The organism is Thalassobius sp. MITS945101 (assembly GCF_047123305.1).
Taxonomy (GTDB): domain Bacteria; phylum Pseudomonadota; class Alphaproteobacteria; order Rhodobacterales; family Rhodobacteraceae; genus Thalassobius.
On record NZ_CP138918.1, the window covers coordinates 1,777,426 to 1,799,888 of the forward strand.

General features: G+C 60.4%; 22 protein-coding genes. 10 read left to right on the top strand and 12 right to left on the bottom strand.

What is annotated here, in order from left to right:
- Nucleotides 1-49: 49 nt before the first annotated feature.
- The 4 genes from SIC14_RS08975 to SIC14_RS08990 all read left to right on the top strand — a co-directional run bounded on the left by SIC14_RS08975 (nucleotide 50) and on the right by SIC14_RS08990 (nucleotide 3,110).
- Entirely contained in the window at nucleotides 50-196 is a 147-nt protein-coding gene (locus SIC14_RS08975) for a hypothetical protein (RefSeq protein WP_412565484.1), read from the top strand.
- 144 nt (nucleotides 197-340) lie between these two features.
- On the top strand, nucleotides 341-1,981 hold the full coding sequence (locus SIC14_RS08980) for an FAD-binding dehydrogenase (protein WP_412565485.1): 1,641 nt from the start codon (nucleotides 341-343) through the stop codon (nucleotides 1,979-1,981).
- Nucleotides 1,982-2,019: 38 nt separating this feature from the next.
- Nucleotides 2,020-2,232 (top strand): hypothetical protein, encoded by a 213-nt coding sequence (locus SIC14_RS08985; protein WP_412565486.1) that lies wholly within the window; start codon nucleotides 2,020-2,022, stop codon nucleotides 2,230-2,232.
- A gap of 23 nt (nucleotides 2,233-2,255) precedes the next feature.
- Nucleotides 2,256-3,110: an urea carboxylase-associated family protein gene (locus SIC14_RS08990; protein ID WP_412565487.1), complete on the top strand. Its 855-nt coding sequence runs from the start codon at nucleotides 2,256-2,258 to the stop codon at nucleotides 3,108-3,110.
- A gap of 68 nt (nucleotides 3,111-3,178) precedes the next feature.
- Here SIC14_RS08990 and glyA read toward each other — a convergent pair whose 3' ends face one another.
- The gene (glyA, locus tag SIC14_RS08995; RefSeq protein ID WP_412565488.1) at nucleotides 3,179-4,504 is read right to left on the bottom strand and encodes a serine hydroxymethyltransferase; all 1,326 of its coding nucleotides are present in this window, start codon (nucleotides 4,502-4,504) and stop codon (nucleotides 3,179-3,181) included.
- A 118-nt stretch (nucleotides 4,505-4,622) separates the two neighbouring features.
- Here glyA and SIC14_RS09000 point away from each other — a divergent pair, with 118 nt between their 5' ends.
- Nucleotides 4,623-5,492 (top strand): LysR family transcriptional regulator, encoded by an 870-nt coding sequence (locus SIC14_RS09000; RefSeq protein WP_412565489.1) that lies wholly within the window; start codon nucleotides 4,623-4,625, stop codon nucleotides 5,490-5,492.
- Here the strand turns inward: SIC14_RS09000 and deoD are convergent.
- The 5 genes from deoD to SIC14_RS09025 all read right to left on the bottom strand — a co-directional run bounded on the left by deoD (nucleotide 5,489) and on the right by SIC14_RS09025 (nucleotide 9,400).
- Complete coding sequence (deoD, locus tag SIC14_RS09005; RefSeq protein WP_412565490.1) at nucleotides 5,489-6,193, bottom strand: purine-nucleoside phosphorylase; 705 nt, start codon at nucleotides 6,191-6,193, stop codon at nucleotides 5,489-5,491. The two genes, SIC14_RS09000 and deoD, sit on opposite strands and share 4 nt — an antisense overlap.
- Nucleotides 6,194-6,201: 8 nt before the next feature.
- Nucleotides 6,202-6,642: an N-acetyltransferase family protein gene (locus SIC14_RS09010; protein WP_412565491.1), complete on the bottom strand. Its 441-nt coding sequence runs from the start codon at nucleotides 6,640-6,642 to the stop codon at nucleotides 6,202-6,204.
- 81 nt (nucleotides 6,643-6,723) lie between these two features.
- Nucleotides 6,724-7,002 (bottom strand): acylphosphatase, encoded by a 279-nt coding sequence (locus tag SIC14_RS09015; RefSeq protein WP_412565492.1) that lies wholly within the window; start codon nucleotides 7,000-7,002, stop codon nucleotides 6,724-6,726.
- Nucleotides 7,003-7,057: 55 nt separating this feature from the next.
- Nucleotides 7,058-7,213 carry a hypothetical protein gene (locus SIC14_RS09020; RefSeq protein WP_412565493.1) on the bottom strand — a complete coding sequence of 52 codons (156 nt, stop codon included), beginning with the start codon at nucleotides 7,211-7,213 and terminating at the stop codon, nucleotides 7,058-7,060.
- A 207-nt stretch (nucleotides 7,214-7,420) separates the two neighbouring features.
- Nucleotides 7,421-9,400, bottom strand: a complete 1,980-nt coding sequence (locus SIC14_RS09025) for a methylmalonyl-CoA mutase family protein (protein ID WP_412565494.1) — start codon at nucleotides 9,398-9,400, stop codon at nucleotides 7,421-7,423.
- A 180-nt stretch (nucleotides 9,401-9,580) separates the two neighbouring features.
- On the opposite strand from SIC14_RS09025, the gene SIC14_RS09030 reads away from it, so the two are divergent.
- The 5 genes from SIC14_RS09030 (at nucleotide 9,581) to SIC14_RS09050 (ending at nucleotide 15,397) form a co-directional block, all read left to right on the top strand.
- A complete protein-coding gene (locus SIC14_RS09030; RefSeq protein ID WP_412565495.1) occupies nucleotides 9,581-10,927 on the top strand; it encodes a 1-acyl-sn-glycerol-3-phosphate acyltransferase in 1,347 nt (448 codons plus the stop codon).
- 131 nt (nucleotides 10,928-11,058) lie between these two features.
- Entirely contained in the window at nucleotides 11,059-12,348 is a 1,290-nt protein-coding gene (gene ccrA, locus SIC14_RS09035; protein ID WP_412565496.1) for a crotonyl-CoA carboxylase/reductase, read from the top strand.
- 153 nt (nucleotides 12,349-12,501) lie between these two features.
- On the top strand, nucleotides 12,502-12,675 hold the full coding sequence (locus SIC14_RS09040) for a hypothetical protein (protein ID WP_412565497.1): 174 nt from the start codon (nucleotides 12,502-12,504) through the stop codon (nucleotides 12,673-12,675).
- A gap of 470 nt (nucleotides 12,676-13,145) precedes the next feature.
- On the top strand, nucleotides 13,146-14,681 hold the full coding sequence (locus SIC14_RS09045) for an ATP-dependent DNA helicase (RefSeq protein WP_412565498.1): 1,536 nt from the start codon (nucleotides 13,146-13,148) through the stop codon (nucleotides 14,679-14,681).
- Nucleotides 14,678-15,397 (top strand): SDR family oxidoreductase, encoded by a 720-nt coding sequence (locus SIC14_RS09050; protein ID WP_412565499.1) that lies wholly within the window; start codon nucleotides 14,678-14,680, stop codon nucleotides 15,395-15,397. Before SIC14_RS09045 ends, SIC14_RS09050 begins: the two co-directional genes overlap by 4 nt.
- Before the next feature lie 24 nt (nucleotides 15,398-15,421).
- Here the strand turns inward: SIC14_RS09050 and SIC14_RS09055 are convergent, their stop codons facing one another.
- The 6 genes from SIC14_RS09055 to SIC14_RS09080 form a co-directional block, all read right to left on the bottom strand.
- The gene (locus tag SIC14_RS09055) at nucleotides 15,422-16,198 is read right to left on the bottom strand and encodes a TIGR02186 family protein (RefSeq protein WP_412565500.1); all 777 of its coding nucleotides are present in this window, start codon (nucleotides 16,196-16,198) and stop codon (nucleotides 15,422-15,424) included.
- Nucleotides 16,195-17,127: a sulfite exporter TauE/SafE family protein gene (locus SIC14_RS09060; protein WP_412565501.1), complete on the bottom strand. Its 933-nt coding sequence runs from the start codon at nucleotides 17,125-17,127 to the stop codon at nucleotides 16,195-16,197. Before SIC14_RS09060 ends, SIC14_RS09055 begins: the two co-directional genes overlap by 4 nt.
- 255 nt (nucleotides 17,128-17,382) lie before the next feature.
- Nucleotides 17,383-18,393 (bottom strand): ABC transporter permease, encoded by a 1,011-nt coding sequence (locus tag SIC14_RS09065; protein ID WP_412565502.1) that lies wholly within the window; start codon nucleotides 18,391-18,393, stop codon nucleotides 17,383-17,385.
- 3 nt (nucleotides 18,394-18,396) lie between these two features.
- The gene (locus SIC14_RS09070; RefSeq protein ID WP_412565503.1) at nucleotides 18,397-19,494 is read right to left on the bottom strand and encodes an ABC transporter permease; all 1,098 of its coding nucleotides are present in this window, start codon (nucleotides 19,492-19,494) and stop codon (nucleotides 18,397-18,399) included.
- Nucleotides 19,494-21,035 (bottom strand): ABC transporter ATP-binding protein, encoded by a 1,542-nt coding sequence (locus SIC14_RS09075; protein ID WP_412565504.1) that lies wholly within the window; start codon nucleotides 21,033-21,035, stop codon nucleotides 19,494-19,496. The genes SIC14_RS09070 and SIC14_RS09075 overlap by 1 nt, the downstream gene beginning before the upstream one ends.
- 308 nt (nucleotides 21,036-21,343) lie before the next feature.
- Nucleotides 21,344-22,339 carry a BMP family lipoprotein gene (locus SIC14_RS09080; protein WP_412565505.1) on the bottom strand — a complete coding sequence of 332 codons (996 nt, stop codon included), beginning with the start codon at nucleotides 22,337-22,339 and terminating at the stop codon, nucleotides 21,344-21,346.
- Between the last annotated feature and the right edge of the window lie 124 nt (nucleotides 22,340-22,463).

Below are 22,463 nucleotides of genomic sequence, written 5' to 3' on the forward strand. Positions count from 1 at the left end.
AGGTGTATGCTGCGATGCAGAATTTACCTCCAATCCGATGAGGCGACCAATGACCGAAGCACAGACTCAAAAAACCGCCGCAGAACTGGCCCTCGACGCGCTGAACCAGGCGTTTGAATACTACCAGCCGACCCCGGTGCTGGTGAAAGACGAAGACCTGCCGGTCGAATATTACGAATACGCCGTCGCCGCCTGATCCTCTCGCGATCACGCAAGGGCAACACGCAAGGCGCTCCCGTTCGGGGGCTCTTTTGCGTTTCAGGGGGGCGGTTTACGTCAGGTTTGCCTTGGGGACGGTTCCTTTGCCCCTTAGCCTGCCGCCGCAAGGGAGGATTTCACCATGGTGGATGTCATTGTCATCGGTGCAGGGCTGGCGGGTTTGGTTGCGGCGCATGAGGCGGCAACGCGGGGCCGCAAGGTGCTGCTGTTGGATCAGGAAGGCGAACAGAGCCTCGGCGGGCAGGCCTTTTGGTCTCTTGGCGGTCTCTTCATGGTCGACACGCCGGAACAGCGACGCATGGGCATCAAGGACAGCGCGGATCTGGCGCTGAACGATTGGATGGGCAGCGCTGGCTTTGATCGGCCTGAAGACGCCAATCCGCGCAGGGTGGCGGAGGCCTATCTGGAGTTCGCCGCTGGTGAGATGCGATCTTGGCTGGCCTCACTGGGGATGCGCTGGTTTCCCGTTGTGGGCTGGGCTGAACGGGGTGGGGCTTTGGCGGATGGCCATGGCAATTCGGTTCCGCGTTTTCACTTGACATGGGGCACCGGCCCCGGCGTGGTGGCGCCCTTCGAACGGCTGGTGCGCCAGCATGTGGCTGAGGGCAAGATCACCTTCGGGTTCCGTCATCGCGTCAGCGGTCTGATTGTCGAAAATGGCACCTGCGTCGGGGTGCAGGGCGATGTCCTGTCGGAGGACAGCGCCGCGCGTGGCCGGTCCACCAATCGAGAGGTCGTCGGCAGTTTTGAGCATCGTGCGGCGGCAGTGATTGTGACCTCCGGCGGGATCGGCGGCAACCATGATCAGGTGCGGCAGAACTGGCCGGTCGACCGGCTGGGCCAGCCGCCACAGCGCATGGTCGCGGGGGTGCCGGATTACGTTGACGGCAAAATGCAACAGATCGCCAAATCGGCGGGCGCCGGCGCAATCAACGAAGACCGTATGTGGCACTACACCGAAGGTCTGGCAAACTGGGATCCGATCTGGCCCAACCACGGCATCCGGATCCTGCCCGGCCCGTCATCCCTGTGGTTTGACGCTCTGGGCCAGCGGATGGAAGCCCCCTGCCTGCCGGGCTTTGACACGTTGGCGACGTTGAAGCGGATCCTGTCGACGGGGCATGAGCACAGCTGGTTCATCCTGACCCAGAAGATCATCAAGAAAGAGTTCGCGCTCTCGGGCAGTGAGCAGAACCCCGATTTCACCTCGGGCAAATGGCTGGAGGTGATCAAATCCCGCATCCTCAATAAACAGGCCACCGCACCGGTGGAAGCCTTCAAGGAACATGGCGAAGACTTTGTTGTTGCCGATACGCTGGACGCTCTGGTGGCGGGCATGAACCAGATCACGCCAGACGCACCTCTGGATCTGGCCGCGATCAAGGCACAGGTTGAGGCGCGGGATGTGCAGCTGGACAATCCCTTTGCCAAAGACGCGCAGGTTATCGCGATCCGGCAGGCACGGCAGTATCGCGGTGACAAGCTGGTGCGGACCGCCAAGCCGCATCGTATTCTGGATCCGGAGGCTGGCCCCCTGATCGCGGTGCGGCTGAATATCCTGACACGCAAATCATTGGGCGGCCTGCACACGGATGAGCAGGCACGGGTACTGCGGCCGGATGGTTCGGTGTTTGACGGGCTGTTTGCTGCGGGGGAGGTCGCAGGGTTCGGCGGGGGGGGCTATCACGGCTATAACGCGCTGGAGGGCACCTTCCTCGGTGGGTGCATCTTCTCAGGCCGGGCGGCGGGGCGGGCGGTTTAACGCTTCCCCTAGGCGTAGGGCTCTGGCAAGGAAGCATCATGCATATTGTTATCGGCCTTTTGATCTCTTTCCTTCTGGTGATGCTTCTCAGCAATCGCAAAACCCGTCAGTGCAAATGGCGGGCGGAGCGGTCACGGGATCAAAACGGGATGCGCTTCTACCACTGCATGGTCTGTGGCGAGATCTGCTTTACAATTGATGGCAAGCCGCCAAAGATCTGCCAGACCGAGGTGCCGCCCCCAACGCTGTGAGCACCTTGCAGAAGGAGACCCATATGACCGATCAACCCAATGCGCCCGCCGATGCCGAGGCCCGGCGCGCCGTAAAACCGGTGATCTGCTATCCCAATGACACGCTGCCTGCGCCTGACTGGGCGCTTTACAGGGCGGCGCGCGCGGATGCTGTGAAGGTGGATGAGGTCACGGTACCACCACGGGACGGGGCCAGTTTCACGGTGAAGGCCGGACAATTTTTCCGCATTTCCTCCGTCGAAGGGCCGCAGGTGGGGGATCTGAACCTTTTCAATGCCAATGACCTGAGTGAAAGATTCTATTCCGGCAAGACCCGCGCGCTGCATGGCACCCATATCACCACCGGCGAACGCATGTGGTCCTGTCACCCCTATCTGCGCCCGATGGCGACCGTGACCACGGACACGCTGGGCTGGTATGGGATCGATGAATTTGGCGGCTCGGTTCATGATGTGATCGGCACGCGCTGTGATCCCTATACCAACAACTTGTTGAGCGGTGGGCAATATCACCATTGCTGCCATTCCAATCTGACCCGTGCGCTGGCCGATCACGAAGGCATCGCGCTGCTTGAAGCCGAGCCACAGGTGCATGATGTGCTGAACGTTTTCATGTGCACCGGCTTCACCCGCGACACTGGCCAGTATTTCATGAAGGCCAGCCCGGTGCGTCCGGGGGATTATCTGGAGATGTTTGCCGAGATTGACCTCTTGGGTGTGCTGTCGGCCTGCCCGGGTGGGGATTGCTCGTCTGAACATTCTTCGGATGAGGCCGCCTGCTACCCGCTGCTGGTCGAGGTCTTTGCCCCTTCCGAAGGCGCATTGGACGGTTGGGACAGCCCACCCGTCAACGGCTACGATCGGAGCCACGGGCGGTAACTTGGGGCGCGGGGAGGAGCGGGGCGCTGCCCCGCACCCCGGAGTATTTTAAGAACGTTGAAAGACGATCAGCTCTGGTGGATGAAGTGCAGCCTGTCAAAGCTGGCGCGCCAGGCGGCAACCTCAGGGGCGAGGGCCTCAGGCGTTTGGCTGTTCAGCGCTTTGCTGATGAGGCTGGCAAGCCGTGGCATGTCGGCAGGTGTCATGCCCCAGCGGACCAGTTCCGGTGCGCCAAGACGCAACCCGTTCAGGTCGCCGGCCACCTCTGCAATTGGCAGGCCGATGCCACAGGTCAGAAACCCCGCTTTGCGCAGATGTTTGGAGGCGGCTTGCCCGCCCCCCAGCGGTTCGGCCTCTAGGGCAAACTGATGTGACAGCGTGGGGCCTTGTGATGTTGTGAAAGGTTTCAGGCCCTCAGTTTCCAGAGCCTCGGCCAAAGCCTGCGCCGTGTCGATCATGGCCTGCGCATAGGCCTGCCCGTGGTCGCGCCAGTCCAGCATGGAAACCGCCAGCGCCGCGGATTTGGCGGCGTCAAAGTTGGCGGTCATGCCGGGGAAGGCGATGGCATCCAGCCGCGCGGCAATCTCGGCCTCGTTGGTCACGATCAGCCCGGAAGGTGGCCCGCCGAGGGACTTATAGGTGCTCATCGTCATCAGGTGCGCGCCCTCGGCCAGCGGGTTGGGCCAGGCCTTCCCAGCGATCATGCCGCATTGATGGGCGGCGTCAAACAGCACTTTGGCACCAACTTGATCGGCGATGGCGCGGATCTGGGCCACGGGGTGTGGGGTCAGGTTCAGACTGCCGCCGATGGTGATCAGCTTGGGGCGCAGGTCCTGCGCCATCGTGGCGAGCCCCTGCAGATCCACGGTGTAACCGTCTGCCGCTACAGGGATTATCTGGCTGTTCAGACCATAGAGACCGGCGCAGCCCGCCCCGTGGTGGGTGACATGGCCGCCAATGGCCGCCGGTGGCGTCAACACGGTGTCGCCCGGCTGGCAGAGGGCCATAAAGGCGTAGAGGTTGGCGATGGCGCCGGATGGCACGCGGATCTCGGCGAATTTGGCTTGAAACACTTCGGCAGCGAGTTCGGCGGCGATGACCTCGATCTCTTCGATGGCTTCGAGGCCCATTTCGTATTTGTCGCCGGGATAGCCCAGCGAAGGCCTTGTGCCGAGGCCGGAGGCCAGCAGCGCCTCGGCCCGTGGGTTCATCACGTTGGTGGCCGGGTTCAGGTTGAAGCAGTCGCTTTCGTGGATCTGTTTGTTTGTTGCAGCAAGGCTGTCGATCCGCGCCGCCAGTGCAGCGCTGCCCGTCTTGGCGGTTTCTGCGGCGATCCGGTGGGCAAGGGTTTCGCTGGTGTCGGGCACCCAGGGGCGCGGGGCGAGGTGGGGCATTGGTTGGCCTTTCCAATATCAGAGGGCGTTCGAGTTGATCTCAGAAAACGCGATCTTGCCTGTTGGACGCAAATCAGATTTGCTTGTCTCTAGGCGTAGAAAATCTAAGGCTATTATCATGAGTGTCCGTCCCCCGCGTCCCATTGGCCCCCCCTTGAACGCACTGCGTGCCTTTGAGGCAGCGGCGCGGCTCGGCGGTTTTGCCCGTGCGGCAGAAGAGCTGTGTGTGACCCCCGGCGCAGTAGCGCAGCAGATCAAGCAGCTGGAGGATTGGGCCGGTGCAGAGCTGTTTGAACGACGCAAGCAGGGGGTGGTGTTGAACACCACCGGACGGCAGATATTGCCATTGGCGGAGCGTGCCTTTGATCAGGTGGCGGAATTGGTACAGGGGTTGCGGGTGGCGGCCAGTCCGAACCGCATTCATATTGCCGCGCTGCCAGCGGTGGCGCAGATGTGGCTGTCGCCGCGCCTGCCCGTTCTGCGGCAGAAGATGCCACAGCTGGAGATTTCGGTGACCGCGATGGAAGAGCCGCCCAATCTGGATCGCGACCCCTATGACCTGAGCATTTTCTACATGGCCGACGAGGGCGGCCGCCATACGCGACTGATTGCCAAGGATGTCATTCAACCAGTCTGTGCGCCGCATCTGGCGGCGCAGTTGCGGCAGGTGGGCGATTTGCCGGGCGCGCAGTGTCTGGTGGACAGCACCTGGGCCAGTGATTGGGAGATCTGGCTCAAAGCCGTGGGGCAGGACGCGTTGCAGCTGCGCGGGCCAAGCTATTCGCTTTACTCTCTTGCGGTGCAGGAGGCGGTGAATGGTGCGGGGGTGTTAATGGGCCGTGAGGCCCTGATCCAACCGCTGCTGAAAGCGGGGCGGTTGGTGGCACCGTTCAAGGCACCGGTCGCAACCGGGCACAATCTGGTTGCGATGATGCGCCAGCCGGTGCGGGACCCGCTGGCGCAATTTGTCGAGGCTTTGCTGGCTTAGGCGAAGGCCGCTTCCAGCGCGATTTCCACCATATCGCCAAAGGTCTTTTCGCGGTCTTCCGACGGCAGCGCCTCACCGGTCTGCAGGTGGTCCGAAACGGTCAGAACCGCAAGGGTGCGCACGTCATGGCGGGCCCCGAGGTTATAGAGCTCGGCCGCTTCCATCTCGACGCCCAGAATACCGTGGCGGGTCATCTGCTCGTTGAGGTCTGGGCGTTCGTCATAGAACACGTCGGAGGAATAGATGCCGCCCACATGGGTGTCGACGCCTTTGCCTTCGGCGGCGGCGACTGCGGCACGCAGCAGCGACCAATCGGCACAGGGGGCAAAGTTCATTTCTTTGAAGATGCCACGGGACGGGGTCGACAGCGTGGTGGCGGTCATTGCCACAATCACGTCACGGATCTTCACCTTCTCCTGCATGCCTCCGCAGGATCCGATGCGGATCAAGGTTTTGGCGCCATAATCGCGGATCAGCTCGTTGGCGTAGATCGACAGCGAGGGCATGCCCATGCCGGACCCCTGAATGGAGACCCGGTTGCCCTTGTAGGTGCCGGTGAAACCCAGCATTCCACGGACTTCGTTCACCAGAACAGCATCCTCCAGGAAGTTCTCCGCAGCCCATTTGGCGCGGTAGGGGTCGCCCGGCATCAGCACGGTTTCTGCGATTTCACCGGGTTTTGCTCCGATATGTACGGTCATGTCAGCTCCTATCGGCTGTATTTGATAAAGGGCGTCAGCCGCGCTACGCGGTCGTAGAGCTGGCGCGCCGTTGCGTTAAATTCCTGCGTCATCCAGTAGACATTTGGGGTGCCGTTTTCATCAGCGACCTTATAGACGGCCTCGATCAAGGCGCGTCCAATGCCTTTGCCACGCACCGCTGGATCCGCGTAAAGATCCTGCAGGTAACAGGTGTCTTCCAACTGCCAGTTATGGGCGTGATAGATGTAATGTACGAGGCCCACGGGAATGCCGTCCAGCGTGGCGATCATGCCATTTTGCTGTGGGCGACCCGGATCAATCAGCCGTTCAAAGGTTTTTTGGTAAACCTCTTCCGGCACCGAGCTTTCGTAAAACTCGATGTAAGCGGCCCAAAGGCGGCGCCAGTCCGCTTCGTCGTCAGCGCGCAAAGGGCGAATGTCCAGTCCCATATGGTGAGTCTCCTGCATGCAGATCGAGCCACAATGCAGAAGTGGTCTGGGGTTGGCAACCAGATCGCTCGGACGGGTGAATCAGTGCAGGATGCGGAATTCGTCCGGCATTTCTTCCAGATCGATCTCTTCGGTCTCAACATGTTGGACCACCGCAGCAGCGGGGCCTTCCCACAACTCGTCCAGCATCATCTGCACCGCGCGGGCTTCGCCTTCGAACACGGCACGGACCGAGCCAAAGGGTTCGTTGATCACATAGCCTTGCAACGCATGGCGGGTTGCGCGGGCGCGGGTCCAGTTGCGAAAGGCGACACCCTGCACCTTGCCGGTGATGCGGGCTTTGACAGCGGTTTGGGCCATATCCGTTCCTCCCCAGAGAGGAGCAGGGTATCACAGCCTGTGAGTCGTCCAAACCTCAGGTGAACAGAAGCTGGTAGAGCCAGAACCAGAAAAACAGGCAGGCGGGAATGGCCAGTGCCAGAAAGGCGCCCTTCAGCACAGGCATGCCCGTGCGCACACGTGCAACAACCAGCGCAATCGCCAGAATATTCAATGCGATATAGTAAATCACGTTACCCTCTCCCCTGCGTAAAATATTACGAGAGGCGGGGGAAGGGACACAATGCAAAAGTATAGGTGTTCCAAATTTCTTGATGCATCTCAGGGTTTTGACACGTTCTGGGGAAGTGGTCGTCAGTCTTTTCTCTTGAAGGTTGGATAAACGATAAAAGGCGCGGGAGAGCCGCGCCTTTTGATGGAATGCCGGGTGAGGGGCAGTTTACTCCGCCGCAACTGCCTGCGGTTCCACCAGTTGCACAACGTCGCGCATGATGGCGTTCAGCTCAAAATCTTTGGGGGTGTAGACCTTGGCCACCCCCATTTCCAGCAGACGGGCGGCGTCCGCATCAGGGATGATGCCGCCGACAATCACGGGAATATGGCTGAGGCCCGCCGCCCGCATGCGTGCCAGCAGATCCTCGACCAGCGGCATGTGAGAGCCAGACAAGATCGACAGCCCCACCACATGGGCCTGTTTTTCCTGTGCCGCCGAAACCAGTTCCTCTGGCGTTAGGCGGATGCCTTCGTAGTCAATATCCATACCGCAGTCGCGGGCGCGGAAGGCGATCTGCTCAGCTCCGTTGGAATGCCCATCCAGACCCGGCTTGCCGACAAGGAACTTCAACCGGCGGCCCAGTTTGTCGCTGACCATATCCACCGCCTCGCGGATGTCTTCCAGACCTTCGGTTTTGTTGCTCACGGATTTCGACACACCAGTGGGGCCACGGTATTCGCCGTGCACCTTGCGCATCTGGGCGGCCCATTCGCCGGTGGTTACACCGGCCTTTGCTGCGGCGATGGAGGCGGGCATGATGTTGTCCCCGGCTTCCGCTGCGGCCCGCAGGGCGGCCAGCGCTTTGGCAACGGCATCTTGATCGCGGTCTGCCTTCCATTCGGTTAGACGGGAAACCTGTTCGGCCTCCACCGCCGGATCGACCACCATGATGCCGCCATCGCCGGTCATCAGCGGGCTGTCTTCGCCCTGGGTCCATTTGTTCACGCCAACCACAACGGTTTCGTTGCGTTCGATGCGGTTCAGGCGTTCTGCATTGCTGTCGACGAGACGCGATTTCATATAATCGATCGAGGCAACGGCCCCGCCCATGCTGTCGAGGTTCGACAGCTCTGCCCGCGCGCCGTCTTTCAGTGCTTCGACCTTGCGGTCCACGGCGGGGTTGCCGTCAAACAGATCCTCATATTCCAACAGGTCGGTTTCATAGGCCATGATTTGCTGCATCCGCAGCGACCACTGCTGGTCCCAGGGACGTGGCAGGCCAAGCGCCTCATTCCAGGCGGGCAGCTGCACCGCACGGGCGCGGGCCTTTTTCGACAGGGTCACTGCCAGCATCTCAATCAGGATCCGGTAGACGTTGTTTTCCGGCTGCTGTTCGGTCAGGCCAAGCGAGTTCACCTGAACCCCATAGCGGAAGCGGCGGAATTTGGGGTTTTCGACGCCATAACGCTGCTGGCAGATTTCATCCCAGAGGTCGACGAAGGCGCGCATTTTGCACATCTCGGTCACAAACCGGATACCCGCGTTCACAAAGAAGCTGATGCGGCCGACCATCGCCGGGAAATGCTCGGCCGGGACGCGCGGGCGTAATTCGTCCAGCACCGCCTGTGCGGTGGCGAGGGCGAAGGCCAGTTCCTGTTCGGGCGTCGCACCGGCCTCTTGCAGATGGTAGGAACAGACGTTCATCGGGTTCCACTTGGGCACGTTGGAATAGCAGTATTCTGCCACATCCGCGATCATCTTCAGGCTGGGCTTGGGCGGGCAGATATAGGTGCCACGGCTGAGGTATTCCTTGATCAGATCGTTCTGAACCGTGCCCTGCAGCTTGCTGGTGTCGGCGCCCTGTTCCTCAGCCACCGCGATGTAAAGCGACAAGAGCCACGGCGCGGTGGCGTTGATCGTCATCGAGGTGTTCATCTGTTCCAGCGGGATCTCATCAAACAGGGTCCGCATGTCCCCCAGATGGCAGACCGGTACGCCCACTTTGCCCACTTCGCCGCGCGCCAGAATGTGGTCGCTGTCGTAGCCGGTCTGGGTCGGCAGATCGAAGGCCACCGACAGGCCGGTCTGGCCCTTGGACAGGTTAGAGCGATAAAGCGCGTTGGACGCCTTGGCGGTGGAATGGCCAGCGTAGGTGCGGAACAGCCAGGGGCGGTCTTTTTGGCGCTCTTGGGTGGTCTCGGTCATGGCGGCCTCTCCTCCAAATCGGGTGAATCGGTTCGGTAACAATATTTCGCTGCGATATAGATACGTGGAATTTTGCAACCTTGTCAATTCGCCGCGTCGCAGCGTCAGAAAATGCTGCAGTGCGAGATTTACCCCGCCTGCGTTCCACGCCATTCTGCCCCCATGACACGAAGCGTTGAAATGCCCCTCTGGGCGCTGGTTCTTTTGGTGGCCTTTGCGGCCGTGACCTTTGCCTCCCACTTTCTTTTTCCCTCAGTGCGCTGGTTCTTCCGCAAGCGGATGCAGCGGCTGGTGGGGCAGTTGAACACCCGCCTCAGCCGTCCGATTGAGCCGTTCAAGCTGGCGCGGCGCTACGACATGATCGAACGGTTGATCTATGATCCCGATGTCAGCAAGGCGGTGTCTGACTACGCCAAAAAGGAAAAAATCCCCGAAGCGGTGGCGTTTGAGAAAGCCCGCGGCTATGCGCGGGAGATTGTGCCGGCCTTTTCCGCTTGGACATACTTCCGCTTTGGATCGCGGGTGGCAGAGCTGTTGGGGCGCAGTTTCTATCGTGTGCGGGTGCTAAATAAAGACCTGAAACGGATCGAAGAGATCGACAAAGACGCCACCGTTGTGCTGGTCGCCAATCATCGGTCCAACATGGACTACGTGCTGCTGACCTTCTTAGCCTCCCGCAACGGCGCGCTGAGCTATGCTGTGGGAGAATGGGCGCGTGGCTGGCCATTGGGGCCGCTGGTGCGGGCGATGGGGGCCTATTTTATCAGGCGTCGCGACGGCAATGATCTCTATCGTGAAGTGCTGGCAAACTACGTGCATCAGGCCACGCAGGCGGGTGTCAGCCAGGCCGTGTTTCCCGAAGGGCGGCTGAGTCTGGACGCCAAACTTGGGGCGCCGAAGCTGGGGATCTTGAAATATATTTTCGACGCGCATCAGGAAGGTGGACGCGAGGTGGTCTTTGTCCCCGTGGCGCTGAACTATGATCGTTTGCTGGAAGATCAGGTGCTGATCGCCGCGCAGACCAAAGGCAAAGGCAAGTTTCGCGTCAAGCTGCGACGTGCCATCTGGGGCTCGCTCAAGATTTGGTGGCTGGGGCGGCAGGAACGGCGCAAACGTTATGGCAGTGCCGCAGTGCGTTTTGGCGAGCCGGTCTCGCTCAGCAGTTTTGACGGCGATGTGCAGGCGCTGGCCGAGGGGCTGATGGGGCAGATTGCCCGCGACATGCCGGTGTTGCCGGTGCCATTGATTGCGCATGTGTTGCTGCAGGCCGAAGGGCCGCTGTCGCAAGAGGTTCTGGAGTTGCGCCTGGAGAAAGCGATGCAGAAGCTGCCCGAACGCAACATCTACCTGCCGCGACGTCGTTCTAGCCTCGCCGTGCAACAATCTATCGCGCTGCTGACAGGTCGAGGCGTCCTGAAAGAGGGCCCCGAAGGTATCGCCATCGTGCAAGAAAGATTGGACGTTCTGGAGTTTTACGCCAGCTCGATCGCACATTTTTTTTGCGATCGCAGCAAAGGGGCGGTCTGATTTTCTGCACTCGCGAGGTCATAAAATTACAAAAGTTGCGCAAATAGGATTGCTTTGTTGCGCATCCATCTTTACCTCTTGGGTCAGGCCCGCGATTCTGCATCGCGGCATGATCACTATTGGAGGCTCAGATGGCTCTGGATACCAACACTGGCATTGCGCCCTACGACGCGCCTGAAAAAGAACTCTATGAAATCGGCGAACTGCCGCCTTTGGGGTATGTCCCCCAGAAGATGTACGCGTGGGCGATCCGCCGCGACCGTCAGGGGGAGCCGGATAAGGCGATGCAGGTCGAAGTCGTCGACACGCCCAAGCTGGACAGCCACGAAGTTCTGGTTCTGGTGATGGCCGCGGGTGTGAACTACAACGGCATCTGGGCCGGTCTGGGCGTGCCGATCAGCATGTTCGACGTTCACAAGCAGGATTATCACATCGCAGGTTCGGATGCCTCGGGCATCGTTTGGGCCGTTGGTGACAAGGTCAAAAGCTGGAAAGTGGGCGATGAGGTTGTCATCCACTGCAACCAGGATGATGGCGATGACGAGGAATGCAACGGCGGGGATCCGATGTTCTCGACCAGTCAGCGGATCTGGGGCTATGAGACGCCGGACGGTTCCTTTGCCCAGTTTACCCGTGTCCAAGCCCAACAGCTGCTGCGTCGTCCCAAACATCTGACCTGGGAAGAGTCGGCCTGCTACACGCTGACACTGGCCACCGCTTACCGGATGCTGTTCGGGCATCACCCGCACGAACTGAAGCCGGGCCAGAACGTTCTGGTTTGGGGTGCCTCGGGGGGGCTTGGCTCCTATGCGATCCAGCTGGCCAACGCGGCGGGCGCCAACGCCATTGCGGTGATTTCTGACGAAAGCAAACGCGATTTCGTTCTCGGGCTGGGCGCCAAAGGTGTGATCAACCGCAAGGACTTCAGCTGCTGGGGCCAACTGCCAACGGTGAACACACCCGAATATGACGTTTGGTTCAAAGAGGCCCGCCGTTTCGGCAAGGCAATCTGGGACATCACCGGCAAAGGCAACAATGTGGACATCGTATTCGAACACCCCGGTGAATCGACCTTCCCGGTGTCCAACCTTGTCTGCAAAAAGGGCGGCATGGTTGTGATCTGCGCCGGCACCACCGGTTTCAACCTGACCTTCGACGTGCGCTACACTTGGATGCACCAGAAACGCCTGCAGGGCTCGCACTTTGCCCACCTGAAGCAGGCTGCAGCCGCCAACCAGATGATGATCGAACGGCGGATTGATCCCTATATGTCGGAAGTGTTCCCGTGGGATGAAATCCCCGACGCCCATATGAAAATGTACCGGAACGAGCACAAGCCGGGCAACATGTCGGTGCTGGTGCAAGCGCCGAAACCGGGCCTGCGCACCGTTGAGGATGTGTTGGACGCCGGCAAGAAATAGGGTTCCTGCTCAGGTGCAGTGCCTGCACTGCACGAATTGGCCGCGCTTCCAGACCCCGGAGCGCGGCCTCTTAATTTTTTGGCAATGTTTCTTGTTTAACGCGAGTAGTGTTAGGGTGACCTCGGTGGGAGGGGGAACCTGGAAAGGGGCCCTATGCCAAACGATTGGATTTTAGAGGTCTTGAGTGACCTGAAATGCTTTGCAGATCAAAATGGTCTGGCGCTTCTGGCGCATCAACTGGAAACAACAAAACAGGTGGCTGAGGCCGAGATAACCGAGGTGCACCAGCGATCCGCGCAGCCAATCGGGGCGGCGCCCAAGGCCTGAGAACGGTCGGGTAAGGCAACATTGGCCGGGATCCGTTTTGATCGGGGCATGCTCCGGTTGTACCCCTTGCCCCTCACCACATGCTTTGCCCCGGCGGACCTGCCTCTTGCAGGTGAACCGTCTGTTTGGCTGGTTTGGGAAGATCGCGATATGAATTGGGCCGCCGCCGCAGGACTATCGCAAACATCGTGGCCCCAATGTGTTGCTGTCTGGCAGTCTGAGCATCGCACGCCGGAGGCGTTGGCGGGGCTGGTGTTGGGCCTGAAAGAAATGGGCGTCCCGCTGGCGGGGCAGCGACGGTTGCAGAAGTTGGCAGCGCAGGGTCCCCGCCGCCTGCACCGGATCGCGCGGGTAACGCCGCCGCAGATGCAGCGATGGTGCCGTAAAATGCTGCAAATCCCTGAGGGTTCCCCTGGGACGAAACCAGAACACCTCTGGCCCTTCCGGCCGCTGCGGGATAGGGTCGCGCCATGACTGTTCCTGCGCTGCAATTCTCTGACGATCAGGCCGTGGCCTATGATCGGATCTCTGACATCCTGCGCGCTGCAGGGGTGGATCTGGACGAAGATCTGCTGACCCCGCCCCATGACGGGCGCAATCGGGTTGTGGCCGTCACTGGTAAGGCGGGATCGGGCAAAACCCTGTTGCTGGCACAGCTTTACAAAGCTTTGGAAGCCGCTGGCGTCAGTGTGGTGTCGGGCGACTACGAGGGTAAAAAGGGTAAGGACCGCCGGACCTTGGCCATTCTCGCCCCCACAAACAAGGCGGCCAGCGTGCTGCGCATGCGCGGGGTGCCGGCAACAACCATCCACCGTATTCTCTACACACCGGTCTATGATCCTGAGTATGAAAAGATTGCCGAGTGGCTGGCAGGCAGTGGCGACAAACCCGACATCGAAGAGTTGACCGACGAGGCACTGGAGCGGGCAAAGGCGTTCTACGAGCTGCACAAATCCATCCCCGGTGCCTTGGCGGCGGCGGGCCTTCGTGGTTCGGACTTTATCACCGGCTGGAAACGGCGGGATGAGGCTTTGGACATTGGGTTCATCGACGAAAGCTCGATGCTGGATGACAAACAGGTCACCGATCTGAAAGAGATTTTTCCGACGCTGGTGCTGTTTGGCGATCCGGCGCAGTTGGCCCCCGTGGGGCAGTCCGGTCAGATGGTTTTTGACACACTGCCGAAAGAGGCTGTGATGAACCTCAGCCGGATTCACCGGCAAGAGGCGGACAACCCCATTCTGGATCTCGCCCATGCGCTGGCCGATCCGCAGATCGGGTTTGAGGATTTCGAACGGATGGTCGAAGACAGCGCGCGGCGGGATGACCGCGTGGTTTGGGGCCAGCGGGTCGAGGTTGATCTGATGGCGCGTTCGCCGGTGCTGGTCTGGCGCAACGCCACGCGGATCCGGCTGATCAACGCCTTCCGGTCCGTCTACGGCGCGCCTGAGGACGAACTGCTGTCGGGTGAGCCGCTGATCTGTGACGGCATCGAACTGCCGCTGAAACACCGCAAAAAGCGCCTCGATCTGGAAGCGCGCGGCCTGATCAAAGGCGCGCAGGTGGTGTTTCTGGGCAAGGGGCGCAAGCCCGGCTTCTCGCGCCTTCATGTGATGGGGGCGGAAGATCCGCAGGTGTCGGCGGCCTCGATTGTGAAGATCGAAAAACCAGACGAGGAAGAGCCGTTCATCCCTTTCGCGGCGCGTATGGGTGCGGTGTTCCTGCACGGGGCCGCTGTGACGATCCACAAGGCGCAGGGGTCGCAATGGAAGGACGTGCAGGTCTTTGCCCCTGATCTCTATGCTGCCGCCCGCATGGGGCGGGTGGAGGCGGGGCAACCGCTGTGGAAACGTCTGGCCTATGTGGCGATCACCCGGGCCGAAGAGAGATTGCATTGGGTGGTGCGCCCCCGCCTGTCCAAACCTTCAGCGCCGTTGCGCATCGATGACCTGAAGGCCAAAGCTGCGCCGACCCTGACCCTCACGCAGGAGGTAAGTGAGACATGAAGACAATCATCATCACCGGTGCCAGCGCCGGAATTGGCGCCGCCTGTGCCCAAGCCTTTCTGGATGCCGGTTGGAAAGTGGGCCTGCTGGCGCGCCGCGCAGATGCGTTGCAAGCTGTGGCTGCGGGCCATGATAACGCCGTGGTGCTGCCTTGTGACGTAACGGATGCCGCTGCCGTGAAAGCAGCCTTTGCAGCCTTTACCGCGCAGGCAGGGCGCTTGGACGTGCTGTTCAACAACGCAGGCATGTTCGGCAAGGCCGCCCCGATTGATGAGATCGACAGCGGTGAATGGGATCAGGTGCGCGCCGTTAACCTTGATGGCATGGTCTATTGTGCGCAGGCGGCCTTTGCCCAGATGCGTCAGCAGAAGCCACAAGGTGGACGGATCATCAACAACGGTTCAATCTCGGCTCACACACCGCGCGAAGGTTCGGTGACCTATACGACCACCAAACACGCAATCACCGGGTTGACCAAATCGCTGTCTCTGGACGGGCGCGCCTTCGGCATTGCCTGCGGGCAGATTGACATTGGCAATGCCCGGACCGAGCTGTTGCAGGGCATCATTGATCTGGACCCCGAAAACGCACCGCCGACGATGGGGGTTGAGAATGTCACCCAGGCGGTGATGAATATGGCCAACCTGCCCCCCGAGGCAAACGTGCAGTTCATGACGCTGATGGCAACCACAATGCCCTATATCGGGCGGGGTTAAGGCGCGCGCCGCGGGGCGCGGCGATCAACCTTCCCGGATCAGCCGGAACAGGGCAGAGGCGCCCCAACCTGCCACAATGGCAATGAAGATCGACAGCAGGCCATATATTGGGGCCTGCTCATGGGCGAGGTTGTAGAGGAACCGCTCCAGCCCGACCTTGCGCACGTCGATCACCGTTTCCAGATCCGCCACCACATGGCCACCCCGCAGCAGGAAAATCCGCGCGCTATAGTCACCCTCGGTCAAGTTCGACGGCAAAGAGATGGAGGAGCGGAACAACGTCTGCTGATCCACCTCCACCGCGTTTTCCAACAGTTGGTAACTGCCGTTTTCGGCCTGGATCCGCATCAGGGCTCCGGTGAAGGCTTGCGTGTTGCCAAACTGAACCGTGGCGCTGACCGATTGGATCGCCCGGTCGATGGTGATGGCGTAACGCTCGTTCTCGATCCGGCGCAGGATCTGCCCCAATGGCGCAGAGGACGCGACCGCGTAGAAGGCGGGGGCTTTGTTCACTTCCAGCGCGGCACCGTTGATCCAGATGCCAAACTTCTTTTCTTTGCGCCGGACGGTGACGGGGCCGGTGGGGCCTTCGATTGCGATGATGACATCCAGGTCGCTGTCAGGGATGGCAGTTTCCCGTTTCACCGCGCCAAAAATCAGGATGTCGGAGCCGTCAAACTGTGCGGTGATGGCCACCTTGTCCTGGCTGAGGCCCAGCACAATTTCCTCGTCGGCCTGTGCCGTGTTGGCGCTCCATAACGTGCTCACTATCAGGGAGAGGAGAAGGGCAAGCTGTTTCATTGGCTCCCCCCTTGTGCGGCGGGACGTGACAGGGAGTATAGCTCGCTCGGCTCCAACAGCAGATCCAGTGCGATCTTGCCACAGACCGAGAGAACCAGAAGGGCCAAGAGAACCCGCAGCATTTCCGCCTTCAATTTCACCCCGATGGTGCTGCCCAGCTGCGCGCCAACCACGCCGCCGATCAGCAGGAAAACCGCCAGAGGCAGATCCACCGTTTTGTTGGTGATGGCATGCAGGAGCGTGTTGAAACCGGCCACAAAGATGATCTGGAACAGCGAGGTGCCGACCACCACTTTGGTGGGCATCCCAAGGATGTAGATCATCGCAGGCACCATGATGAAGCCGCCGCCAACCCCCATGACCGCAGAGAGAACCCCAACCGAAGCGCCGACCAGCAACACCGGAATGACCGAGATATAGAGACCCGAGGCGCGGAATCGCATCTTGAATGGCAGCCCATGCACCCAGTTGTGTTGACTGCGCTTGCGCCGCACCCCGCCGGATTTGCGCGCCCGTCGGATCGCCCTCAGGCTCTCAATCAGCATCAAGCCACCGATCACCCCAAGGAAAATCACATAGCAGAGCTGCACCAGCAGATCGACCTGGCCCAGAGATTTCAGGTAGTTGAACAGCATGATGCCGAAAGCGGATCCCACCAGCCCGCCAGCCAGCAGCATCCAACCCATCTTCAGGTCAACGGTCTTGCGTTTCAGATGGGCAAAGAGGCCCGACACCGAAGAGGCAACAATCTGGTTGGCGGAGGTCGCCACCGCAACAGCGGGCGGGATACCGACAAAGAACAACAGAGGCGTGATCAGAAATCCACCGCCCACGCCAAATATGCCGGAAAGCACGCCCACAATCCCGCCAAGTCCAAAGAGAAGGAAGATATTGACCGAGACCTCGGCGATGGGGAGGTAGATGTGCATATATTTTCCTAGCCCGCCACTTTGCCGTTTCGCAAGGGGGGAAGCTTGAGGAAGGCGAAATTGTTTCAAGATTTGTGATGCTTGAGGCATCCGTTGGTGAAGGGAGGGCGTTGCCCCTCTGTGGTCAAAATGGGATTTTGCCCCCATTCACCCCAGGATTTTTTGGCCAAGAAGAATTTTGCAGGCCACGGTCTGCATAGAAAAACGGGCGGTTTTGACACCGCCCGTTGTAACAGTTCTTGAGGAAAGAGGTGCTTAGCGTTCTTTCACATAGGGCTGGCCGCCAGCACGGGGTGGAATGGCCTTGCCCACGAAACCCGCGAGGATCACCACGGTCAGGATATAGGGCAGGGCGCCCAAGAGCTGACTTTGGACGGCGATGCCGATCACGCCTTCGATCACGTCTGGGCGCAGTTCCAGCGCCTGGAACAGGCCGAACAGCAGAGTCGCCCAGAGCGCATACCACGGCCGCCACTTGGCGAAGATCAGCGCTGCCAGCGCGATATAGCCCCGGCCTGCGGTCATATCCTTGACGAAACCCGCCTGCAGCGCGGTGGCCAGGTAAGCCCCTGCAAGGCCGCAGAGCACGCCACAGATTATCACCGCCGAATAGCGCAATGAAACCACCGAAACACCGGCCGTGTCGACCGAGGCGGGGTTTTCCCCAACGGCCCGCAGGCGCAGGCCGAAACGGGTGCGATAGAGCACCCACCAGGTCAGCGGCACCATTGCCAGCGCCAGGTAGACAAGCACCGGGTGGCCCGAGATCAGCTCGGAATAGATTTGTTGCAGCGGTGAGGCTTCGGCGATCAGCTTGGACAGCTGTGTGCCTGAGGCTTCGGCGTCGGCAGGGCCAATGGCGAAGGGCAGGGTGATAGGTTCAAACCGGGCCCCGTCGACCAACTGCGGGGTGCGTCCGCCCTGTTTGAACCAGTCCTGTGCAATCAGCACCGTCAGGCCGCCGGCCAGCATAGTGATCGCCAGACCCGAGATCAGCTGATTGCCGCGGAAGGTGATCGAGGCCAGCCCGTGCAGGCCCGAGAGCAGCACAGAGACCGCGACGCCAGCGCCGAGACCTACCCAGACGTTGCCCGAGGTATAGGCCACGGCCGCCGAGAAGAAGGCAGCGGCTAGCATCTTGCCTTCCAGGCCGATGTCGAAAATGCCCGCGCGTTCCGAATAGAGACCTGCCAGACAGGCCAGCAGCAGCGGCGTTGCGAAACGGACGGTGGTGTCCAAAACCTGCAGGAGTGTGAGGAAATCCATCGCTTAACCCTCCTTCTTGGTGTTGAGGGCCAGGAAGATCCGCTCCAGCGGCATCCGCACCATATTGTCGAGCGCACCGGTGAACATGATGACCAGCGCCTGGATCACGATGATCAGCTCACGCGGGATGTCGGTCCACAGCGCCAGTTCTGCGCCGCCCTGATAGAGGAAGCCAAACAGGATGGCCGCCAGGAACACACCGAAGGGGTGGTTGCGGCCCATCAGCGATACAGCGATTCCGATGAAACCTGCACCTTCAACCGCGTTCAGAACCAGACGTTCGGCCTCGCCCTGGACGTTGTTGATCGCCATCATGCCAGCCAGACCGCCCGAGATCAGCATGGCAAACATGGTGATTTTGAAAGGGGAGATACCGGCGTAGCGGGCGCCGCTTTCGGATTTGCCGAAGGCGCGCAGCTCAAAGCCGAAACGGGTGCGCCAGATCAGCGCCCAGACCGCGAAACAGGCGATAATGGCGATAATCAGGCTGACGTTAGCCGGGGCTGACTTGGAGAAGTTGATGCCAATGGGCGCCAGGATCTCATGCAGGCTGGGCAGGTTGGTGGCTTCGGGGAACCGGGCCGAGGCCGGGTCCATCGTGCCCTTGGGGCGCAGCTGGTTGACCAGAACGTAGTTCAGCAGCGAGGCTGCGATGAAGTTGAACATGATCGTGGTGATCACCACATGGCTGCCGCGACGGACTTGCAGATAGGCGGGGATTGCCGCCCAGGCTGCGCCAAACAGGGCGGCCGCGCCAGCACCGGCCAGAACTGCCAAGGACCAGTGGGGCCAGGGAATGAACAGGCAGACAAGGGCAACACCCAGCCCGCCCAGCATCGCCTGACCTTCGCCACCGATGTTGAACAGGCTGGCGTGGAAGGCCACGGCCACCGCAAGGCCGGTGAACATGAAATTGGTTGCATAGTAGAGCGTGTAGCCCCAGCCATAGCTGGATCCCAGCGCGCCGGAGATCATCAGTTTCACCGCGGCAATCGGGTCTTCGCCAATGGCAAGGATAACAATTGCCGAAATCAGCGCGGCCAAGACCAGCGAGATCAGCGGGATCAGGACCACATCGGCCCATTTAGGCATCTTGTCCATCAGGCGGCTCCTCCGTTTCCGGCAACACCGGCCATCAGCAGGCCAAGTTCTTGTGCATTGGTTTCTTCAGGCATCCGTTCGCCCATGATCTGACCGTCAAACATCACGGCGATCCGGTCCGAGAGGCTCATGATCTCGTCCAGTTCGACCGAGACGAGCAGGATGGCTTTGCCCTGATCGCGCAGTTCGATGATCTGTTTGTGAATGAATTCAATCGCGCCGATGTCGACGCCGCGGGTCGGCTGACCTACCAGCAACAGGTCTGGGTTACGCTCGATCTCACGGGCGACCACGATTTTCTGCTGGTTCCCGCCCGAGAAGTTCTTAGCCGCAAGCCATGGCAGCGGCGGGCGGACGTCGAACTTGTCCATTTTGCGCTGGGTGTCTTCGCGCAGCGCGGCGTTGTCCATGAGAAGTGCGTTTTTCTGGTACTTCTCGTCGTGGTGATAACCAAAGGCGACGTTTTCCCAGGCGTGGAAGTCCATGATCAGACCTTCGCTCTGGCGGTCTTCGGGCACGTGGGCGATGCCACGGGCCCGGCGCGAGCGGCCATCAGAATTGGCGCCGGTCAGATCCAGCTCTTGGCCGTTCATGGTGATCTGGCCAGTGCCAGAAATCATGCCGCCCAGCACTTCCATCAGTTCAGACTGGCCGTTGCCGGCCACACCGGCAATGCCGAGGATTTCCCCGGCGCGGATGTTGAGCGACACGTCTTTCAGGCGTTGCACACCTTTATCGTCGGTGACCGAGAGGTTCTTGACCTCCAGAATGGTCTGGGCGGGTTGCGCTGGGGCCTTTTCGACCTGCAACAGCACCTTCCGGCCGACCATCAGCTCTGCCAGATGTTCGGGGCTGGTTTCTGAGGTCTTCACTGTGGCGGTCATCTGGCCACGGCGCATCACGCTGACGGTGTCAGTGATGTCCATGATTTCACGCAGCTTGTGCGTGATCAGGATGATCGTTTTGCCCTCTTCCCGCAGACGGTCCAGAATGCGGAACAGCTGGTCGGCCTCTGCCGGAGTCAGTACACCGGTGGGCTCATCAAGGATCAGGATTTCGGCGTGGCGGTAGAGGGCCTTCAGGATCTCAACCCGCTGCTGATGCCCAACCGAGAGGTTTTCGATCAGCGCGTCAGGATCAACGTTCAGCTCGTACTCTTTGGCCAGATGTTTCAGCTCTTTGCGGGCTTTCGCCAGCGAGGGGCGCAACAGCCCACCGTCTTCGGCGCCGAGGATGATGTTTTCCAGAACGGTGAAGTTCTCGACCAGCTTGAAGTGCTGGAACACCATGCCGATCCCGGCCGAGATGGCGGCCTGGCTGTCCGGGATCAGGGTCTTGTTGCCCTTGATGAAAATCTCGCCTTCATCGGCCTTGTAGAAGCCGTAGAGGATCGACATCAGCGTCGACTTGCCTGCGCCGTTTTCGCCGATGATGCCGTGGATCGTTCCCGGTTGCACCGAGATCGAAATGTCCTTGTTAGCCTGGACCGGGCCAAAGGCTTTGGAGATGCCTTTGAGTTCTAGTGCCGGTGTTGACGTCACGCTTATTCCCCCATTCAGGAAGTCGGTCCTGCGGATATCCTCCCGCTTGCAGACCGCTCAATTTCTGGCCACCCTCCGTGGCCGTGTCGTTCGGATCTCCGCGGCGAAAGCCCTGTCAGGCCGTCGGGGCGGAAAACATCTGATCAGGCGGGGCTGGATCGGCGGACAGGTAGGCAAAGAGCCCTGCCTGCACATCGTCTTCGATCCGGCCCGCGGGCCTTGGAATGTCTCTGTCGGGAAGTGTCCCCATCCCCTAAAAGAAAGGGCCGCGCCAACGCGGCGCGGCCCCGCATCTCAACTCAGCAGAATTAGAACTGCAGTGCTGAGCAGCTTTCGTTTTCAGCGTAGTTTTCAACCTTGATCTCGCCGCTGATGATGCCAGCGGAAGCGGCGTCAACTGCTGCGGTCATGTCGGCCGAGACCAGAGCTGCGTTGTTGTCGTCCAGAGCTACACCAACACCTTCCGAGGCCAGGTCCAGACCGATGAAACCGGTCTTCAGGTCTGCGCCGTCTTTCAGAGCGTTGTAAACGGCGACGTCAACACGCTTCATCATCGAGGTCAGAACTTTGCCCGGGTGCAGGTGGTTCTGGTTGCTGTCCACGCCGATCGACAGGATGCCTTCGTCGGCTGCGGTCTGCAGAACACCGATGCCAGTGCCGCCAGCGGCTGCGAAGACAACGTCAGCGCCCTGGCTGATCTGTGCTTTGGTCAGCTCGGAGCCTTTTACCGGGTCGTTCCAGGCTGCCGGGGTGGTGCCGGTCATGTTGGAGACAACGGTCGCGTCGGGGTTAACCGATTTCACACCCTGGGCGTAACCACAGGCGAATTTGCGGATCAGCGGGATGTCCATGCCGCCGATGAATCCAACGGTGCCAGATTTCGATGCTTTACCCGCCATAACACCGGCAAGGTACGAACCTTCGTGCTCGGCAAAGGAAATGGTCTGAACGTTCGGCTGGTTGGCCCAACCGTCGATGTTCACGAACTTGGTGTCCGGATAGTCAGGTGCAACAGTTTCGATCGGGGTGGTCATGGCGAAACCCATGGTCACGATCGGGTTTGCACCGGCTTCGGCAAAGCGGCGCAGGGCCTGCTCACGCTGAGCTTCGGACTGCAGTTCGATTTCCAGATACTTGCCGCCGGTTTCGTTTGCCCAACGCTCGGCGCCGTTGAAGCCCGCTTCGTTGAAGGATTTGTCGAATTTACCGCCGAGGTCGAAAATCACGGCCGGCTCGGCTGCCACGGCACCGGCAGACAGTGCAACGGTGGCGGCGGCGCCCAGGAATTTCTGCATCAGAGTCATAATACTCTCCCATAGTGTTGATCACGGGGTTGCTTGGCGCAACCTCCGGCAATTGAGCAGATCAGGTCTGTCCAACCCAGATTTAGGCCGCAGCCAAGCGCTAGGGTCAACAGGAAACTGACAG

Excerpts from the sequence above, each read along its gene's own strand:
- SIC14_RS08975 (WP_412565484.1), top strand. The coding sequence starts at position 50 with ATGACCGAAGCACAGACTCAAAAAACCGCCGCAGAACTGGCCCTCGAC.
- SIC14_RS08980 (WP_412565485.1), top strand. The coding sequence starts at position 341 with ATGGTGGATGTCATTGTCATCGGTGCAGGGCTGGCGGGTTTGGTTGCG.
- SIC14_RS08985 (WP_412565486.1), top strand. The coding sequence starts at position 2,020 with ATGCATATTGTTATCGGCCTTTTGATCTCTTTCCTTCTGGTGATGCTT.
- SIC14_RS08990 (WP_412565487.1), top strand. The coding sequence starts at position 2,256 with ATGACCGATCAACCCAATGCGCCCGCCGATGCCGAGGCCCGGCGCGCC.
- glyA (WP_412565488.1), bottom strand. The coding sequence starts at position 4,504 with ATGCCCCACCTCGCCCCGCGCCCCTGGGTGCCCGACACCAGCGAAACC.
- SIC14_RS09000 (WP_412565489.1), top strand. The coding sequence starts at position 4,623 with ATGAGTGTCCGTCCCCCGCGTCCCATTGGCCCCCCCTTGAACGCACTG.
- deoD (WP_412565490.1), bottom strand. The coding sequence starts at position 6,193 with ATGACCGTACATATCGGAGCAAAACCCGGTGAAATCGCAGAAACCGTG.
- SIC14_RS09010 (WP_412565491.1), bottom strand. The coding sequence starts at position 6,642 with ATGGGACTGGACATTCGCCCTTTGCGCGCTGACGACGAAGCGGACTGG.
- SIC14_RS09015 (WP_412565492.1), bottom strand. The coding sequence starts at position 7,002 with ATGGCCCAAACCGCTGTCAAAGCCCGCATCACCGGCAAGGTGCAGGGT.
- SIC14_RS09025 (WP_412565494.1), bottom strand. The coding sequence starts at position 9,400 with ATGACCGAGACCACCCAAGAGCGCCAAAAAGACCGCCCCTGGCTGTTC.
- SIC14_RS09030 (WP_412565495.1), top strand. The coding sequence starts at position 9,581 with ATGCCCCTCTGGGCGCTGGTTCTTTTGGTGGCCTTTGCGGCCGTGACC.
- ccrA (WP_412565496.1), top strand. The coding sequence starts at position 11,059 with ATGGCTCTGGATACCAACACTGGCATTGCGCCCTACGACGCGCCTGAA.
- SIC14_RS09040 (WP_412565497.1), top strand. The coding sequence starts at position 12,502 with ATGCCAAACGATTGGATTTTAGAGGTCTTGAGTGACCTGAAATGCTTT.
- SIC14_RS09045 (WP_412565498.1), top strand. The coding sequence starts at position 13,146 with ATGACTGTTCCTGCGCTGCAATTCTCTGACGATCAGGCCGTGGCCTAT.
- SIC14_RS09050 (WP_412565499.1), top strand. The coding sequence starts at position 14,678 with ATGAAGACAATCATCATCACCGGTGCCAGCGCCGGAATTGGCGCCGCC.
- SIC14_RS09055 (WP_412565500.1), bottom strand. The coding sequence starts at position 16,198 with ATGAAACAGCTTGCCCTTCTCCTCTCCCTGATAGTGAGCACGTTATGG.
- SIC14_RS09060 (WP_412565501.1), bottom strand. The coding sequence starts at position 17,127 with ATGCACATCTACCTCCCCATCGCCGAGGTCTCGGTCAATATCTTCCTT.
- SIC14_RS09065 (WP_412565502.1), bottom strand. The coding sequence starts at position 18,393 with ATGGATTTCCTCACACTCCTGCAGGTTTTGGACACCACCGTCCGTTTC.
- SIC14_RS09070 (WP_412565503.1), bottom strand. The coding sequence starts at position 19,494 with ATGGACAAGATGCCTAAATGGGCCGATGTGGTCCTGATCCCGCTGATC.
- SIC14_RS09080 (WP_412565505.1), bottom strand. The coding sequence starts at position 22,339 with ATGACTCTGATGCAGAAATTCCTGGGCGCCGCCGCCACCGTTGCACTG.